A 15,253-nucleotide genomic window follows, 5' to 3' on the forward strand; every position below is an offset into this window, starting at 1 on the left:
CGGCGGAGTCCGGACTGGCACTCACTTTGAACGACTGCTAATGGTACTCGCGTGTGGAACACGATTCTCCCCCGGCCTGTTCCCCGGCCGGTCGGGGAAGCCCGTGCGCAGGTCACGCGCCGGTCTCGCCGAACCAGCCGGCCAGCCTGCCCTTGCGGCTCACGGCGCGCAGCCGCCGCTCGGCGGCCTCGCGGACGGAGTCGGTGGTCACGACCAGGAGGGTGTCGCCGGACTGCAATGGCGTCGTGGGCTCGGGGACGAAACTCGTCCCGTCCCGCACGACGAGGGTGACGGACGCGCCGGGCGGCAGCCGCAGCTCGAAGATCTCCACACCGCTCAGCATCGAGTCGGCCGGGATCCGCACCTCCAGCAGGTCGGCGTGCAGCTCCTCCAGCGGCGCGGCCTCCACGTCCAGCTCGCGGGGCTGCTCGTCGTCCTTCAGCCGGCACCAGCGCGCCACCAGCGGCAGCGTCGGGCCCTGGAGCAGCGTGAACAGGACGACGATGTTGAACACGATCGCGAACAGCCGGTCGGCGCTCGGGACGTCCGCGACCATCGGGATGGTGGCGAGGACGATCGGCACGGCGCCGCGGAGCCCGGCCCAGGACGTGAAGACCTTCTCGCCCCAGCTCAGCCTGAACCCGATCGTGGACAGCACGACCGATACCGGACGGGCGACGAGCAGCAGCACGAACCCGATGACGAGCGCGGGCACGATCTGGCCGGGGAGGTCGCCGGGGTCGGCCAGCAGCCCGAGCATCACGAACAGCCCGATCTGCGCGAGCCAGCCGACGCCTTCGGCGAAGCCGCGCGTGGCGGGACGGTGCGGGAGGCGCGCGTTCCCGAGGACGACGGCGCTGACGTAGACGGCGAGGAACCCGCTGGCGTGCAGCAGCGAGGCCGCGCCGTAGGAGCCGACCGACAGCGACAGGACCGCGATGGGGTAGAGCCCGGAGGCGGGCAGCGCGACGCGCCGCAGGCCCTGCGCGCCCAGCCATCCGACGGCGATGCCGATGACGGCGCCGGCGGCGAGCTCGTAGACCATCACGCCGAGCAGTTCGGCCAGGTTGGGGGCGGCGCTATGGGCGCTGAGCGTGACCACGATGATGACGACGGGGGCGTCGTTGAAGCCGGACTCGCCCTCCAGCAGGCCCATCAGCCGCGAGGGCAGGGGCAAGCGCCGCAGCACCGAGAAAACGGCCGCGGCGTCGGTCGGGGCGAGCACCGCGCCGAGCAGGAACGCCGGGCGCCAGTCCATCCCGACCAGCCAGATGGCGGCGCCCGCCACGATGCCGATGCTGATCAGGGTGCCGAGGGTGGAGACGCTGATCGCGACGGGCACCGACGGCCGCATGCGCCGCCAGTCGGTGGTGATGCCGCCCTCGTAGAGGATCAGGACGAGGGCGGCGAGGCCGAGCGTCTCGGCCAGCTCGGCGTTGTCGAAGTAGATGTGGAGGGGGCCGGACTCGCCGATGAACAGGCCGAGGCCCATGTACGCCAGCAGGGTCGGCAGTCCCGCTTTGTGGGACAGCCTGACCGCGATGATGGCGCAGAGTACGAGCGTGGCCCCGAGGAGTAGCCAGATGTCGAGATGCACATCCCACCCTTCGGGGTCGTCAAAGTTGAACGTTTAGCAATCCTACAGATTCATCGGTCGATCGCGCATTTCCAGTTGAGGGATGGCCTGTCGTAAACCGTTGTTATCGCCGTATGGCCTGCGGTTTTACCCCGTTCACGATGTTCCGCACGTCCCGTCCCTGAACGGCCGCGGTGACGTTGTCGCGGACCGCCGCGAGCAGGTTCCGCTGCGACTGGACCGACGATCCGGCCGCGTGCGGCGACAGCAGGACGTCCTCGCGGGACCGCAGCGGATGGTCCGCCGGCAGCGGCTCCCGTTCGAACACGTCGAGGGCCGCGCCCGCCAGCCGTCCGGACTCCAGCGCCGCGAGGACGGCGCCGTCGGGCGCGATGCCGCCCCGCGCCACGTTGATCAGCAGCGCGCCGGCGGGCAGGAGGGCGAGCCGCTCCGGGCCGATCAGGCCCCTGGTCTCCTCCGTCAGCGGCAGGGCGAGGACGAGGATGTCGGACGTCGCGACCAGGTCGTCCAGCCCCCGGTACGTCGCCGCCGCCTCGGGGCGCCGCCGCCTCGTCCAGTAGGAGACCGCGCAGCCCAGCGCCGCGAACAGCCGCGCCGCCTCCGCGCCGATCGCGCCGAACCCCCCGATGCCGACCCGCTGCGCGTGGACCTCCCGCGGGTCGCGCCCGGCCAGCTCCGCCTGCGGCCACCCGCCCGCGCGGACGGCCCGGTCGCCCCAGGCGAGGTTCCGGCACAGGACGAACGCGGCCCCGACCACCCACTCGGCGACCCCGCGCGCGTTGAAGCCCGCCGCGTTCGCCACCGGGACGCCCGCGGCGGTGAGCGCGGCGAGGTCCAGCCTGTCGACGCCGACCGCGGGCATCTGCACGAACGCCAGCCGCCGCGCGGCGGCCACGGCCTCGGCGTCCAGGACGAACCCGTGCGAGAAGTCGGCGATCACGATGTCGGCGGACGGGAGCGCGGCGAGCAGCCCGGCGCGGTCCCTGGTCGCCGGGAACACCACCTCGGCGGCGTCGCCGAGCGGTGCGAACAGGCCGCGGACGACCTCCTTGCCGACCGGGGGCAGGGACAGGATCCGCCACGGCGCCGTCGGGCCGGCCGTCGTCCCGTCGGTCATGCCGGCCGTCATCCCAGCCGGACCAGACCGCCGGACGGGGTGACGGCGGCGCGAACGCGCTGGTCGTGGGCCTCGGCCGGCAGCGACTCCACCAGTTCGCCGTCGTACAGCGGCGCCACCGTCAGGATCGCCGGGCCGACCCGGGCCAGCGCGCGGTCGTAGGAGCCGCCGCCGCGGCCGAGGCGCACGCCCGTCCGGTCGACGGCGACCGCCGGGGTCAGCACGACGTCCGCGCCGGCGATGGCGCCGGGCCCGCGCGGCGGCTCGGACGGCTCCAGGCACCCGTGCGCCCCCGGGACGAGCGAGTCGGGCCCCTCGTAGGACGCCCAGTCGAGGTCGCCGTCCGGGAGCAGGAGCGGGAGCAGCACGTACGTCCCGCGCTTCCAGAGCGCGAACAGCAGGCTGCGCGTGTCCGGCTCGTCGCCGATCGAGGCGTACGCCGCGATCGTCCCCGCCATCTCCACCTCCGGCAGGGACAGCAGCGCGTCCCGGATCGGCCGCGCCGCCGCGGCACGGGTCTGCGGCGGCATCGCCGCACGCCGGCCGAGCATTTCCGCCCGGAGATCGGTCTTCGAAACGATGTCCTGCACGTCGCCGTCCTCACGGATGGTTATGGTCGGTACATGGCCGACAGTGCACCTGTGCTCAAGGCGGTCGTCCCCGCGGCCGGCCTCGGTACCCGATTCTTGCCCGCGACGAAGGCGACGCCCAAGGAAATGCTGCCCATCGTCGACAAACCGGCGATCCAGTACGTCGTGGAGGAGGCGGTCGACGCCGGCCTCTGCGACGTACTGATGATCACCGGCCGCAGCAAGCGGTCCATCGAGGACCACTTCGACCGAGCCTACGAGCTCGAGGAGGCGCTGAGCGCGAAGGGCGACGCGGACCGGCTCGACGCCGTGCGCGAGTCCAGCGATCTCGCGATCATGCACTACGTCCGGCAGGGCGAGCCGAAGGGCCTCGGGCACGCCGTGCACTGCGCCCGCCAGCACGTCGGCGACGAGCCGTTCGCGGTGCTGCTCGGCGACGACATGATCGACGACCGCGACAAGCTGCTGCGCCGCATGATCGAGGTGCGCAACCAGTACGGCGGCAGCGTCATCGCGCTGATGGAGGTCGCGCCCGACCAGGTCTCCGCCTACGGCTGCGCGGCCATCGAGGCGACGGACGAGGACGACGTCGTCCGCATCTCCGACCTCGTCGAGAAGCCCGCCGCCGAGGAGGCGCCGAGCAACTGGATCATCATCGGCCGGTACGTCTGCGACCCCGCCGTGTTCGACGTCCTGGAGAAGACCCCGCCCGGGCGCGGCGGCGAGATCCAGCTGACCGACGCCCTGCGCACCCTCGCCGACACGCCCGCCGACCAGGGCGGAACCGTCTACGGCGTGAAGTTCCGGGGGCGCCGCTACGACACCGGCAACAAGCTGGAGTACCTGCGGACGGTCGTCCAGTTCGCGGCGGAACGCCCCGACCTGGCGCCGGAGTTCATGCCGTGGCTGCGCGAGTTCGTCCAGCGGCAGGACGGCGCGGGCGACGGCGCGGGGAACGGCGCGGGCGGCGCGTGACGGCCCGGCGAAGCGGAAGCCCGGTCACGAGAGAAACCTGGTCATGAGAACGGTCGATGAGCATCTGACGGAGATCCTCGGCAGCGTGAAGGTGCTGCCGCCGCTCGATCTGGCGCTGCTGGAGGCGCAGGGCACGGTGCTCGCCGGGCCCGTGTCCGCGCCGGTGCCGCTGCCGCCGTTCGACAACTCCGCGATGGACGGCTACGCCGTCGTCGCGGCCGACATCGCGGCGGCCACCGACGCGGCGCCGGTCACGCTGCCCGTCGTCGGCGACATCGTCGCGGGCGACTCCGGCGTGTCGGCGATCCGGACCGGGCTGACCGCGCGGATCATGACGGGCGCGCCGCTGCCCGCCGGCGCCGACGCGGTCATCCCGGTCGAGTGGACCGACGGCGGGAACGCCAACGTCAAGGTCTTCCGCGCCGCCCCGCCGGGCAACTACATCCGGCGTTCCGGCGAGGACGTCCTCGCCGGGCAGGTCGTCGCGGAGGCGGGCACGCGGCTCGCCGCACCGCAACTCGGCATGATCGCGGCGGTGGGACGTCCCCGGGTCATGGTGCGTCCGAAGCCCCGCGTCGTGGTCGTCGCCACCGGCGACGAACTGCGCGAGCCGGGCTCCACCCTGGCGCCGGGCCAGATCTGGGAGTCGAACAGCTTCATGCTCACCGCCGCCGTGGTCGAGGCGGGCGGCGTGGGTTTCCGCCAGGCGACGGTCGAGGACGAGCCGGGCAAGGTCCTGGAGATGCTCCAGGACCAACTCGTCCGGGCCGACGCCATCGTCACCACCGGCGGCGTTTCCATGGGCACGAGGGACGTCGTCAAGGAAGTGCTCAGCACCACCGGGACAGTGGGTTTCCACAAGGTGCGGATGCGTCCCGGTAAGCCGCAAGGGTTCGGCCTCCTCGAAGGCACTCCCGTTTTCACCCTCCCTGGGAACCCGGTGAGCGCGTACGTGTCGTTCCAAGTTTTCGTTCGTCCCGCACTGCTCGCGATGCAGGGGCTGGCGCCGGAACCACTGCCGACTGTGAGCGCCGTCCTCGCGGAGGACGTCAAGTCGCCTGCGGGGCTTCGCCACTACCTGCGCGGCAGGTTGTCCCTCAACCGAGGCTCCTACAGCGTCACCGCGGCCGAGGTGCAGGGCTCGCACCAGCTCGGGTCGCTGTCCTCGGCGAACGCGCTCATCGAACTTCCGGAGGACGCCGAGGCCCTGCCCGCCGGTTCCCACGTCAACGTTCTGAGGTTGCCGTCTTGACCGAGTTCACCCACCTGGACGACTCCGGTTCCGCCCGCATGGTCGACGTTTCGGCGAAGGACGTCTCCGCCAGGACGGCGACGGCGACGGGCTTCGTCCGGCTGTCACCGGAGTGCGTCGGCCTCCTGCGCGCCGGTGACATCCCCAAGGGCGACGCCCTGTCGGTGGCCCGCATCGCCGGGATCATGGGCGCCAAGCGCGTCCCCGACCTCGTCCCCCTGTGCCATCCCATCGCGCTGCACGGCGTCACCGTCGACCTGGAGATCAGGGACGACGGCGTCGCGATCACGGCCGTCACCCGCACCGCCGACCGCACCGGCGTCGAGATGGAGGCGCTCACGTCCGTCGGCGTCGCCGCGCTCGCCCTGGTCGACATGGTGAAGGCCGTCGACCCGGCCGCCGTGATCACCGACGTCCGGGTCGAGGAGAAGACCGGCGGGAAGACGGGGGTGTGGCGCCGGTGACCGGGGCGCTGCTCAGGGCGATGGCGGTCACCGTCTCGAACCGGGCCGCGGCCGGCGTCTACGCCGACCGGTCCGGGCCCGTGCTGGTCGAGATGCTGGAGGACCTCGGCTGCCAGGTGGACGGCCCGGTGGTGATCCCCGACGGCGGCCCGGTCGCCGAGACGTTGCGGGACGCGGTCGCCGGCGGCTACGACGTCGTCGTCACGACGGGCGGGACGGGCCTCACCCCGACCGACCAGACCCCGGAGATGACCCGCCAGGTGATCGAGTGGGAGATACCGGGCATCGCCGAGGCGGTCCGGCTGGAGGGCCGCGAGCAGGTGCCCGCCGCGATCCTGTCCCGCGGCCTCGCCGGCGTCGCGGGCCGCACCCTCATCGTCAACCTGCCCGGCTCGACCGGCGGCGTCCGCGACGGCATGACCGTCCTGGGACGGGTCCTGGCTCACGCGATCGACCAGATCAGGGGCGGCGACCACCCGCGCCAGAGCGGCTAGGCGCGGATGACGTGGACGCCGGCCTCGGTGAAGGCGGCCGCCGCCGCGTCCGGCACCGTCCCGTCCGTCACCAGGACGTCGATGTCGCCGACGTCGCAGATCCGGGCGAACGCCCGGTGGCCGACCTTCGACCCGTCCGCCACCACGACGACCTGCTCGGCGCGCTCGGCCATCAGCCGGTTCACGTCCGCCTCGCCCTCGTTGTGGCAGGTCGCGCCGTGCCGCGCGTCCACCCCGTTCACGCCGATGATCGCCACGTCCAGCGTCACGTGGTCGAAGATCCCGGTGGCCAGCGGCCCGGTCAGCTCGTAGGACTGCGGCCGCGGCACCCCGCCCGTCAGGACGATCTTCACATGCGGCCGGACGGCCAGCTCGCCCGCGATGTTCAGCGCGTTCGTCACGATCGTCAGCGCCGGCGTCGGCCCCTCGGCGTGCAGGTCGGCGCGCGTGGCGAGGACCCGGGCGACCTCGGACGTCGTCGTCCCGCCGTTCAGCCCGACGATCGACCCGGGCCTGGCCAGCTCGGCGGTCGCCGCCGCGATCCGCTGCTTCTCGGAGGCGTGCCGCGCCGCCTTGTAGCGCAGCGGCAGGTCGTAGCTGACGCTCTGCGCGACGGCGCCGCCGCGGGTGCGGGTCAGCATCTGCTGCTGCGCGAGCTGGTCGAAGTCGCGGCGGATCGTCGCGGCCGACACCCCCATGCGCAGGGACGCGTCCTCGACCGTCAGCCTGCCCGCGTCCGCGAGCAGTCCGAGCAGCGCGTTCCAGCGCTCGTGCCGGGTCACACCGGCCCCCTTTCACGCGGGCGAGGGAAGGCCCGGGGCTAAGGTCGTCCGAGAATCCTAGCCTGCACGCCCCTGGCTCTACCTGCGCGTTCAGTCCGTGGAACAATCGGCGGCGATCAGCTGCGCGCATCGAGAGGACGCCATGGCGAACGCGATCGACGAGCCGGCTCGCGGGACGATCCTCACCAATGCCCGGATCGTGCTGCCGGACGGCGTCCGCCACGGAGACCTCCACATCGTGGACGGCAAGATCACGACCATGGCCGCGGGCGACGAGATCGACGTCGCAGGCCGGTACGTCGTCCCCGGCTTCGTGGACATGCACGTCCACGGCGGGGCGGGCGCCTCCTACCAGCGCCCCGAGGACCCCGGCCGCGTCGCGTCCTTCCACCTCGCCCACGGCACCACCACCGGCATGGCCAGCCTCGTCACCGGCGACCCGCGCGAACTCGCCGACGCCGTCACCCGCCTCGCCGGCCTCGCCGCCGACGGCGTGATCACCGGCATCCACCTCGAGGGCCCCTACCTCGCCCGCGACCGCTGCGGCGCCCACGACCCGGCGCTGCTGCGCGACCCCGACCCCGCCGAGTTCGCCCGGCTCGTCCGGCTCGGCCGCGGGCACCTCCGCATGATCACCGTCGCGCCCGAACTGCCCGGCGCCCTCGACCTCGTCCGGCGGGCCGCGGACGCGGGCGTGATCGCGGCCGTCGGCCACACCGAGGCCACCGGCGCCACCGCCCGCGCCGCGTTCGACGCGGGCGCCCGCGTCGCGACGCACCTGTTCAACGCCATGCGCCCGCTGCACCACCGCGAGGGCGGGCCGATCGCCGCCGCGCTCAACGACCCGCGCGTCACCGTCGAGCTGATCAACGACGGCGTCCACGTGGAGCCGGCCGTGACGCGCCTCGCGTTCGCCGCCGCCCCGTCCCGCGTCGCGCTGATCACCGACGCCATGGCCGCCACCGGGATGGGCGACGGCGACTACCGCCTCGGCGTGATGGACGTCGAGGTCCGCGGCGGCCGCGCCACCCTCGCCGGCGGGACGTCCATCGCCGGCAGCACGATCACCATGGCGGACGCCTTCCGCCGCACCGTCACCGACACCGGCCTCCCCATCGAGGACGCCGCCCGCGCCGCGTCCCTGATCCCCGCCCGAGCGCTCGGCATCGACGCCCGCACCGGCTCCCTCGAACCCGGCAAGGACGCCGACCTGGTCGTCCTGGACGGCGATCTCCGCGTCACCCAGGTGATGAAACAGGGCACGATCGTCCCGCGTGCCCGAATTCTCGGGGACAATTGATGGCGTCCAGACGTCCGACCAGGGAATCATGGAACCGTGGAACGTTTACGGGGATGGCCGGTCACCCTGACCGAGGGCCCTGTCGGCCTGCGCCCGCTGCGGCATCGCGACGCCGCCGTCTGGCGTGAGCTGCGGGTCCGCAACGCCGACTGGCTCCGCCCGTGGGAGCCGACCAACCCCGAGACGCCGCTGTTCCGCAGCGGCCTCGGGCCGTACCTCAGCATGGTCCACACCATGCGGCGCGAAGCCCGCCAGGGTCTCGCGCTGCCCTGGGTCGTGACCCACGAGGACGAGTTCGCCGGCCAGCTCACCATCGGCGCGGTCGTGTGGGGGTCGGCCCGGTCCGCGCAGATCGGCTACTGGGTCGACAAGCGGGTCGCCGGACGCGGCGTCATTCCCACCGCCGTCGCGCTCGCCGTCGACCACTGTTTCTTCACCGTCGGCCTGCACCGGCTCGAAGCCAATATCCGCCCGGAGAACACCGCGAGCCGCCGCGTCGTCGAAAAGCTCGGATTCCGCGAAGAGGGAATTCGCCGCCGCCACCTGCACATCGACGGCGCCTGGCGCGACCACATCTGCTACGCCCTCACCGTCGAGGACGTGCCCGGTGGCCTGCGCGCCCGCTGGCTCGCCGAGCGCAAGCAGGCATTTCCCCGCGGCACATGAGCCCGCCGTGACTTTCCCACCGTAAGAATCCTGCGATCGAGAAGGCGCGGCAAACGGAGAGTAACGGCGAGATCGATCTCGCGACACACCGCCCCTTATGCTCGTCAACCTCTGACACCCCCTCGTACCGTGCGGGGCGTGACCCTGCTCCCATTGCACGTTCGCGCGCCGAAAGTCGGCCCGCCTCTTAAGCGTGCCCTGGGACGGTGGGGCCGGTGAGCAGCGCCGTCCTGTACCTCGCCATCGTCGCCGTCTGGGCGATCGTCCTCGTGCCCATGTGGCTGCGCCGCGACACCGAGACGACCGGGATCTCCCGCCTCCTCCACAAACGTCCCGAGGAGGACGAGGCCGAGGAACCGCTTCCCGAGGAGGCCCCCACGCCTGCCGAGGAGGCCCCGGAGCCCCGCCGCGTCACCCGGGCCGCCGTCATCGCCCGGCGCCGCCGCCGCACCACGGGCCTGACCGCCCTGGTCCTCACCGCCATCGCCGTCGTCGCGTCCGGCGTCGCGCCCTGGTGGATCACCATGCCCCCGGCCGCCCTCCTGGCCGGCCACCTGGCGCTGCTGCGCGTCGCCGTCGGCATGGACACCGCTCGCCACCGCGCCGCCGCCCAGGCCCGCGCCGAGGCCCGCACCCGCGCCCTGGAGGCCCGCCGCGCCGCCGAGGAGGCCGAACCGGCCGAGGTCATCGACCTCATCACCCTCGACGAGGTCTTCGACCAGTACGCCGACGACCGCCGCGCCGTCGGCGAGTAACCGGTGCGCGAGCACCCCCCGATGTTTGCTAACCTTACGGAGTCCTTGGGGCTGTAGCGCAGTCCGGTAGCGCACCTCGTTCGCATCGAGGGGGTCAGGGGTTCAAATCCCCTCAGCTCCACCCAGGATTTACAGGTCAAGGGCCTGATCGGAGCATGCTCCGATCAGGCCCTTGATCGTTTGTCATCAAGATGTCATCAAGACCGACCAGCACCAGATGACACACCCCGGCAACCAAGACCTGACCCTCACGCCACCAGTCGCCCCCGCGCTCACGTCCTAGGTGCCGCATCAAGATCTCCGAGAAGTCCTGGTCTCGTACCTCAACGATCGGACAGAGCTCTACCTGCGGGCCGAGGCGTATCGGCAGGCTCCTGAGCGTGTTCGCTGAATCGCGGACACGGCCCCGATAAAGGCGGCGCACACGGTGCCGGACAGCATCCGGGCGGCGGGTGATCAGCCATGGTGATCAAGGGCGATTCACGGTCGCTCGCAGCACGTGTCGAGACCAGGTCAGCAGCCCTGACGACCATGATCGGTTGATTCCCAGGCTGACAGCGTGGGCGTTCGGCCGGGACGGGGTTCGAAAGTTGGACTACAGCCTCCGCGGGCCCCGTTGCGAGGCTGAAGATCGTCAACGGTAGAGCGTGTAGGTAGGCCGCCACTTTTCGGGAACAGTGGGCACTCGCGCCGACTGTCGGTGTGGGGCCGCTGCGGTTCGGGATGACCTCCAGGGAGGTGGCGGACGCGCTCGCCCCCCACGCCATCAGCGCCGCCAAGGGCTCCTCCATCGACAACAGCGATCTGTGGTCTCTCACTACTTCCGAGGATCAGTGGTCGCCGCACTTCAGGCCGCGCTGGTTCCAGTTCTCCACGTTGGGCGTGACGACCCATTACAGCAACATCTACTGTCTGGAGGTCGTGGCGGTCGACGCGTTGACCGGACCGCAGGTTCTGCTGGACGGTGTGCCCTTGACCGGGCGCGTCCCGTCAGAGCTGGAGAGGTGGATCTGCGAGCACACTGAGGCCAAAGGACTCGATCTCCACTACACCTATGACGCCAACCCCGCCTCGACAGATCTTGGACTCACCGTACGTGTACAGCGGGCCGGAGACGTCGTTCTCACGCGCCCGGTCTTGACGGTGCGCGAACTGGCGCGAGATGCGTGGGAGTGTCTGCCGGCCGACGAGCTTCACACGTTCTGAAGAAGACCGTGGAGCAATGCTTGAGACCTGTGGATCGGCCGGGGAGGGGTGTACGTTCCCGCTGGCGGGCGGTGAACGCACCCCACCTTGTCGCCCGCGTCCGTGCAGGCGCAACGTTCACCAGCGAACGACCCGACGACCAAGCAGCCTGACCCGTCTTCCTACGGAAGGATCAAACGATGAGCGCGACCATCGACAAGATCGCCTGGATCCACCTGGACAACGGCAAGATCCTCAGCACCCGTTCACACGGCAAGGACGCCTACTACATCCCCGGCGGCAAACGCGAAGAAGGCGAAAGCGACCTTGACACCCTGATCAGAGAAATCGATGAAGAGCTCGCCATCGCCATCATCCCGGCCACCGCCACGCACGTGGGCACCTTCCGGGCGCAAGCCCACGGCCACGCGGCCGGCGTCACCGTGCAGATGACCTGCTACACCGCCGACCACCATGGCCAGCCGACCCCCAGCAGCGAAATCGCAGAACTCGTCTGGCTCACCTACGCCGACCGCAACCAGGTATCTCCCGTCGACCAGGTCATCTTCGACCACCTACATCAAGCCGGCCAACTCCACTGACACGAAAGACCCGAACCACAGGTATTGACTATTCCTCGACCGTGGCGCATCTCTCCATTGCGGGAGGCGAGGCACACAGCGCCAAGAGGACGTGAGTGAGGCAGCGGCTCAGACGACGGCGCCGCTACGTCCGGGGGCGCCTCCCGCAGTGGCCCGTATCCGACCAGACCTGGGGCGGTCGTCACCAACGACGTCCGCCCCGGCGAAGAGAAGAAGACCTCTCCGCCGCGGACACCGCAGACACGCGCCCAGCGGGGCCGACGCCGGCTACGCAACGCCGCCCGCCACGGGCTGGAAGCTCGGCCACTGGGACGAGTACACCGCCGGCCTCAACACCCAAGACCCACCCGAAGCCGCTGCGTGGCTGGTGCACCGCAATATCGCCGTGGTCCACGACGTCGGCGAGCACAACGAGTTGCCCTATCTAGTGCTGGAGTATTTGCACGGGCCCAATCGCTCCCGGGGTCACGGGCGGCCGCGGGCCTAACTGCCGCGCACGCAGCCGGGATCGTGCATCGCGACATCAAACCCGCCAATTTAATGCTCCATTCCCAGACTCTGGTTGTCCGCAGCACCCCTCGCCGACTGGACGCTGCGCAAGGGACTTCGGCTTTTAGTGGGTACGGTTGCGCAGTGGTCGCCGACCTGGGCGAACAGAACTGACTGGCAGGGTGAACCCTCGGGTCGCCGAGCAGGTCCAGGTGCAGCAACCCGAAGAACGACCCTCAAGTCGTTAATTCACGGACCCATCAGAGTCAGTATCCGGGACGAGCTTTGAGTAGTCCAGGGCACGTTCGGCTTACGGGGTTGCCCGTGGGGCGGCTATGGCCGGCGAGTACGCCGAGGCGCGGCGGGCGTTAAGTTCCCGTGTTCAGGTGGTTTGCGAGTTCGGTTCTCGAGCGGACGGAGAGCTTTCGATATATTCGGGTCAGATTGGCTTCCACGGTTTTGACGGACATGAAGAGTTCGGCGGCGGTCTCCTGGTTCGAGCGGCCGGACGCGACCAGTTCGGCGACGCGGCGTTCCGTTGCCGTGAGGGTTCCCGTCGTGGGGTGCAGGCCGACTCGGCCGGCCTCGTCCCGGGCTCGTTCCGCCCATCGCGGTATGCCGAGTTCCTCGAAGGCGTCCGCCGCCGCGCTGAACGCCCGGGTCGCCTTGCCCTTGTAGCCGGCGCGGCGGTAGACCTGTCCCAGGGCCAGCTGGGAGCGTGCGGCCTCGAATGGACACTCGGATCCCGGTTGGTCGACGATTCTGAGAAGCTCACTCAAGGCGTTGTCCACGTCGCCCCGCGCGGCCGTCAGCAACGCCTGGCAGCGGTCCGCAGCGACCGTCGCCTCTGGTCTACCGGCCGATCCTTGGCGTCGCAGAATGGAGATGGCCGCTTCGACGTCCTCCGTCGCGCCGAGCTGCAGTGCGGCCTCGGCGTAGTCGACGCCCCACAACAGCGCCTCGACTTCGACCATCCCGGTGCGCGCGAAAATCTCCGCGAGTTCGCGCAGTAGTTCGAGTGCCGCCTGCCAATTGCGGGCGGAGGTCTCGACGAATCCGAGCAGCGCCAAGAAGCCGCCTCGCCAGTACGCCGATCCCTGCATCTGCGGCTGGGCGGCCGCACGGCGGGCCCACTCACGTGCAACGTCGAGTTCACCCGCATGTGCGTTGACGATGATGTGGGTGATGTCCTCCTGGGAACCGGCGGCCGCCGACCAGCCTCGGATGACCGCCGCCCACCCGCCCGACCGGTCTGCCTCCTCAAGGGCGGCTTGGGCCTCACGCACGTGCGACTTACGGATCAGGACCATGATCAGGCTGAGGTAGAGCATCGGCAGATCGCGGTACCGACCAGCGTCAGCGGCCCATTCGATACCCTCCCGTGCGTATTTCTCGGCCATCGGGTCGTCCCAGGGCGCGTGGAAACTGCGCGTGAAGGCCAGCAACGTCATGGGCACGGGCATGGTGCCGGCCAGCCGCTCGATGTCCTGTATCGATTGCTGTGGACGGCCCACGCCCCAATGGCTTTCGGTCAGGAGCCGCTCGATCAGCGCTTTGAGCTGGACGTCCGGACGCCGCACCGCCGCCGCCTCGGTGATCGCCATCTCCGCCAGTTCCAGCGCACGCGTGCCGTCGCACTGCATGCGGCAGATCACCGCGAGGTTGCCCAGAACTTCGGCGCGGGCCTCGCTGCCGGCGGGCGCCAGCTCATGCGCCTGCTCGGCGAGGGACCGGGCGGTCGGCAGGTCCTGGGCCAGGCGGATCCGCCGTACCAGCACCCGGGCCTGTTGCTCGGGGGTCGTGGCCAGCCCCGATCCTTTGCACAGGGCCGCCCGTGCCGACACCGCGTCGCCGGCCTCGCTGTAGGTGTCCACCGCGCGCAGCCAGCGTCCCAGGCCGGCGGCCACGTCGGCGGGGGTGGCCAGTGCTGCTCCCTCCAGCAGCTCTCCGGCCACGTCGGGGGCTCCGCGGCCTCTGGAGAGTTCGGCGGCCCGTTCCAGTTCGGCCGCGACGGCCTCGTTGGGGGCCGTGATCGACTTCGCGCGATGGTGGGCACGTTCCACCGGGTCATCGAGCGTCTCCGCGAGCAGGCGATGCGCCCGGCGGCGTTCGGCGACCGTGGCGGCGTCGTACACGGTCGACGCCAGCAGCGGGTGGGGAAAGCCGATCACCGACCCGGCGCCCACCACCGCCACGTCCGCGTCGGCCGCGGCCTCCAGAGCCGGCCACAGCCGGGCACGCTCCACGATTCCCTGCGCCTGCGCCACGGTGAGCCGTCCCGCCGCGGACGCCAGGAGGAGCACTTCCCGCGTTTCCTCCGTGAGCAGCGCCACCCGCTCACCGAGAAGTTCGGCCATGCTCGGCGGGACCTGGACGCGGCCGTGGTCGGACGCCCGCGCGATCTCCAGGGCCAGCAACGGGTTCCCGCCGCTCGCCCGGGCCACCCCGGCGCTCATCGGCGGAGACGCCGCGCAGCGCGAAACCGAGGCTGCCGACGCTCGCCTGGTCCAGCCACTGCAAGTCGTCGATGAGGAGTGCGACCGGCTCGGATTCGCACAGCCGCGTCAGCAGGCCCCGGACCGCCAGGGGAACGGCCAAGGCGTCGACCTCGCCGCCCGCGGGTTCGGCGCGCTGCAGGGCGACGGCGAGCGCGCGCTGCTGCGGGCCAGGGAGGGCCTGCTCCGCTCCCTTGGGGAACCGGCCGAGCAGTTCGGCGAGCCCCGCGAAGGGCAGTCCTTGCTCGAATTGCGTCGGAGCAACGGAGAGCACCCTTCGCCCCTGGCGCCGCGCCTGGTCGGCGGCGGCCTTCAGCAGGACGCTCTTGCCGACCCGGGATCGCCGACGGTGATCACGCTGCGCCATGGACCATGAGGTCGTTGACGACTCTCAGAGCATCTTCGCGCCCGAATAGCTCCTCATTCACATGAATATTCTGTCCTATCCGCCCCCCGCGCGGCGGTCGAGGGATTCCCCTGATGCCTCCGT

The 15,253-nt window shown here is 71.0% G+C and carries 15 protein-coding genes and 1 tRNA gene; 10 read left to right on the forward strand and 6 right to left on the reverse strand.

Annotated features, from left to right (window positions below; translation table 11 throughout):
• Window positions 1–112: 112 nt before the first annotated feature.
• The 3 genes from ABZ806_RS02835 to ABZ806_RS02845 form a co-directional block, all read right to left on the reverse strand.
• Window positions 113–1,597 (reverse strand): potassium/proton antiporter, encoded by a 1,485-nt coding sequence (locus ABZ806_RS02835; protein ID WP_500214909.1) that lies wholly within the window; start codon window positions 1,595–1,597, stop codon window positions 113–115.
• Between the two features lie 103 nt (window positions 1,598–1,700).
• Window positions 1,701–2,714 carry an NAD(P)-dependent oxidoreductase gene (locus tag ABZ806_RS02840; protein WP_500214910.1) on the reverse strand — a complete coding sequence of 338 codons (1,014 nt, stop codon included), beginning with the start codon at window positions 2,712–2,714 and terminating at the stop codon, window positions 1,701–1,703.
• A gap of 8 nt (window positions 2,715–2,722) precedes the next feature.
• Window positions 2,723–3,304, reverse strand: coding sequence for a 5-formyltetrahydrofolate cyclo-ligase (locus ABZ806_RS02845; protein ID WP_500214911.1), 582 nt, complete (start codon window positions 3,302–3,304; stop codon window positions 2,723–2,725).
• Window positions 3,305–3,337: 33 nt separating this feature from the next.
• Here ABZ806_RS02845 and galU point away from each other — a divergent pair, with 33 nt between their 5' ends.
• The 4 genes from galU to ABZ806_RS02865 are packed head-to-tail and all read left to right on the forward strand — an operon-like array spanning window position 3,338 to window position 6,489.
• A complete protein-coding gene (gene galU, locus ABZ806_RS02850) occupies window positions 3,338–4,279 on the forward strand; it encodes a UTP--glucose-1-phosphate uridylyltransferase GalU (protein WP_500214912.1) in 942 nt (313 codons plus the stop codon).
• A gap of 43 nt (window positions 4,280–4,322) precedes the next feature.
• A complete protein-coding gene (gene glp, locus ABZ806_RS02855; RefSeq protein WP_500214913.1) occupies window positions 4,323–5,531 on the forward strand; it encodes a molybdotransferase-like divisome protein Glp in 1,209 nt (402 codons plus the stop codon).
• A gap of 38 nt (window positions 5,532–5,569) precedes the next feature.
• Window positions 5,570–5,995, forward strand: a complete 426-nt coding sequence (gene moaC / locus ABZ806_RS02860) for a cyclic pyranopterin monophosphate synthase MoaC (RefSeq protein WP_500214969.1) — start codon at window positions 5,570–5,572, stop codon at window positions 5,993–5,995.
• Complete coding sequence (locus ABZ806_RS02865; protein ID WP_500214914.1) at window positions 5,992–6,489, forward strand: MogA/MoaB family molybdenum cofactor biosynthesis protein; 498 nt, start codon at window positions 5,992–5,994, stop codon at window positions 6,487–6,489. The genes moaC and ABZ806_RS02865 overlap by 4 nt, the downstream gene beginning before the upstream one ends.
• Here ABZ806_RS02865 and ABZ806_RS02870 read toward each other — a convergent pair.
• Window positions 6,486–7,271 carry a DeoR/GlpR family DNA-binding transcription regulator gene (locus ABZ806_RS02870; RefSeq protein ID WP_500214915.1) on the reverse strand — a complete coding sequence of 262 codons (786 nt, stop codon included), beginning with the start codon at window positions 7,269–7,271 and terminating at the stop codon, window positions 6,486–6,488. The two genes, ABZ806_RS02865 and ABZ806_RS02870, sit on opposite strands and share 4 nt — an antisense overlap.
• A 142-nt stretch (window positions 7,272–7,413) precedes the next feature.
• Between ABZ806_RS02870 and nagA the strand changes: the two genes are divergently transcribed.
• From nagA to ABZ806_RS02900, 6 genes are all read left to right on the forward strand, one after another.
• Entirely contained in the window at window positions 7,414–8,571 is a 1,158-nt protein-coding gene (gene nagA / locus ABZ806_RS02875; RefSeq protein WP_500214916.1) for an N-acetylglucosamine-6-phosphate deacetylase, read from the forward strand.
• Window positions 8,572–8,607: 36 nt separating this feature from the next.
• Window positions 8,608–9,237 carry a GNAT family N-acetyltransferase gene (locus ABZ806_RS02880; protein WP_500214917.1) on the forward strand — a complete coding sequence of 210 codons (630 nt, stop codon included), beginning with the start codon at window positions 8,608–8,610 and terminating at the stop codon, window positions 9,235–9,237.
• 215 nt (window positions 9,238–9,452) lie between these two features.
• On the forward strand, window positions 9,453–9,992 hold the full coding sequence (gene sepX, locus ABZ806_RS02885; protein WP_500214918.1) for a divisome protein SepX/GlpR: 540 nt from the start codon (window positions 9,453–9,455) through the stop codon (window positions 9,990–9,992).
• A gap of 47 nt (window positions 9,993–10,039) precedes the next feature.
• Window positions 10,040–10,113, forward strand: a tRNA-Ala gene (locus ABZ806_RS02890).
• A gap of 602 nt (window positions 10,114–10,715) precedes the next feature.
• Window positions 10,716–11,198 (forward strand): hypothetical protein, encoded by a 483-nt coding sequence (locus tag ABZ806_RS02895; protein WP_500214919.1) that lies wholly within the window; start codon window positions 10,716–10,718, stop codon window positions 11,196–11,198.
• A gap of 179 nt (window positions 11,199–11,377) precedes the next feature.
• Window positions 11,378–11,779 (forward strand): NUDIX hydrolase, encoded by a 402-nt coding sequence (locus ABZ806_RS02900; RefSeq protein ID WP_500214920.1) that lies wholly within the window; start codon window positions 11,378–11,380, stop codon window positions 11,777–11,779.
• A gap of 857 nt (window positions 11,780–12,636) precedes the next feature.
• Here ABZ806_RS02900 and ABZ806_RS02905 read toward each other — a convergent pair.
• Both ABZ806_RS02905 and ABZ806_RS02910 read right to left on the reverse strand, forming a co-directional pair.
• A complete protein-coding gene (locus ABZ806_RS02905; RefSeq protein ID WP_500214921.1) occupies window positions 12,637–14,625 on the reverse strand; it encodes a LuxR C-terminal-related transcriptional regulator in 1,989 nt (662 codons plus the stop codon).
• Window positions 14,606–15,130 carry an ATP-binding protein gene (locus tag ABZ806_RS02910; RefSeq protein WP_500214922.1) on the reverse strand — a complete coding sequence of 175 codons (525 nt, stop codon included), beginning with the start codon at window positions 15,128–15,130 and terminating at the stop codon, window positions 14,606–14,608. Before ABZ806_RS02910 ends, ABZ806_RS02905 begins: the two co-directional genes overlap by 20 nt.
• Window positions 15,131–15,253: the final 123 nt, after the last annotated feature.

Origin of the sequence: Spirillospora sp. NPDC047418 (genome assembly GCF_040643275.1) — a bacterium.
Taxonomy (GTDB): Bacteria; Actinomycetota; Actinomycetes; order Streptosporangiales; family Streptosporangiaceae; genus Spirillospora.

Bases quoted from the DNA above. Each gene is read 5' to 3' on its own strand.
- ABZ806_RS02905 (WP_500214921.1), bottom strand. From the start codon at position 14,625: ATGGCCGAACTTCTCGGTGAGCGGGTGGCGCTGCTCACGGAGGAAACG.
- nagA (WP_500214916.1), top strand. From the start codon at position 7,414: ATGGCGAACGCGATCGACGAGCCGGCTCGCGGGACGATCCTCACCAAT.
- galU (WP_500214912.1), top strand. From the start codon at position 3,338: ATGGCCGACAGTGCACCTGTGCTCAAGGCGGTCGTCCCCGCGGCCGGC.
- glp (WP_500214913.1), top strand. From the start codon at position 4,323: ATGAGAACGGTCGATGAGCATCTGACGGAGATCCTCGGCAGCGTGAAG.
- ABZ806_RS02910 (WP_500214922.1), bottom strand. From the start codon at position 15,130: ATGGCGCAGCGTGATCACCGTCGGCGATCCCGGGTCGGCAAGAGCGTC.
- ABZ806_RS02900 (WP_500214920.1), top strand. From the start codon at position 11,378: ATGAGCGCGACCATCGACAAGATCGCCTGGATCCACCTGGACAACGGC.
- ABZ806_RS02840 (WP_500214910.1), bottom strand. From the start codon at position 2,714: ATGACCGACGGGACGACGGCCGGCCCGACGGCGCCGTGGCGGATCCTG.
- ABZ806_RS02895 (WP_500214919.1), top strand. From the start codon at position 10,716: ATGACCTCCAGGGAGGTGGCGGACGCGCTCGCCCCCCACGCCATCAGC.
- moaC (WP_500214969.1), top strand. From the start codon at position 5,570: ATGGTCGACGTTTCGGCGAAGGACGTCTCCGCCAGGACGGCGACGGCG.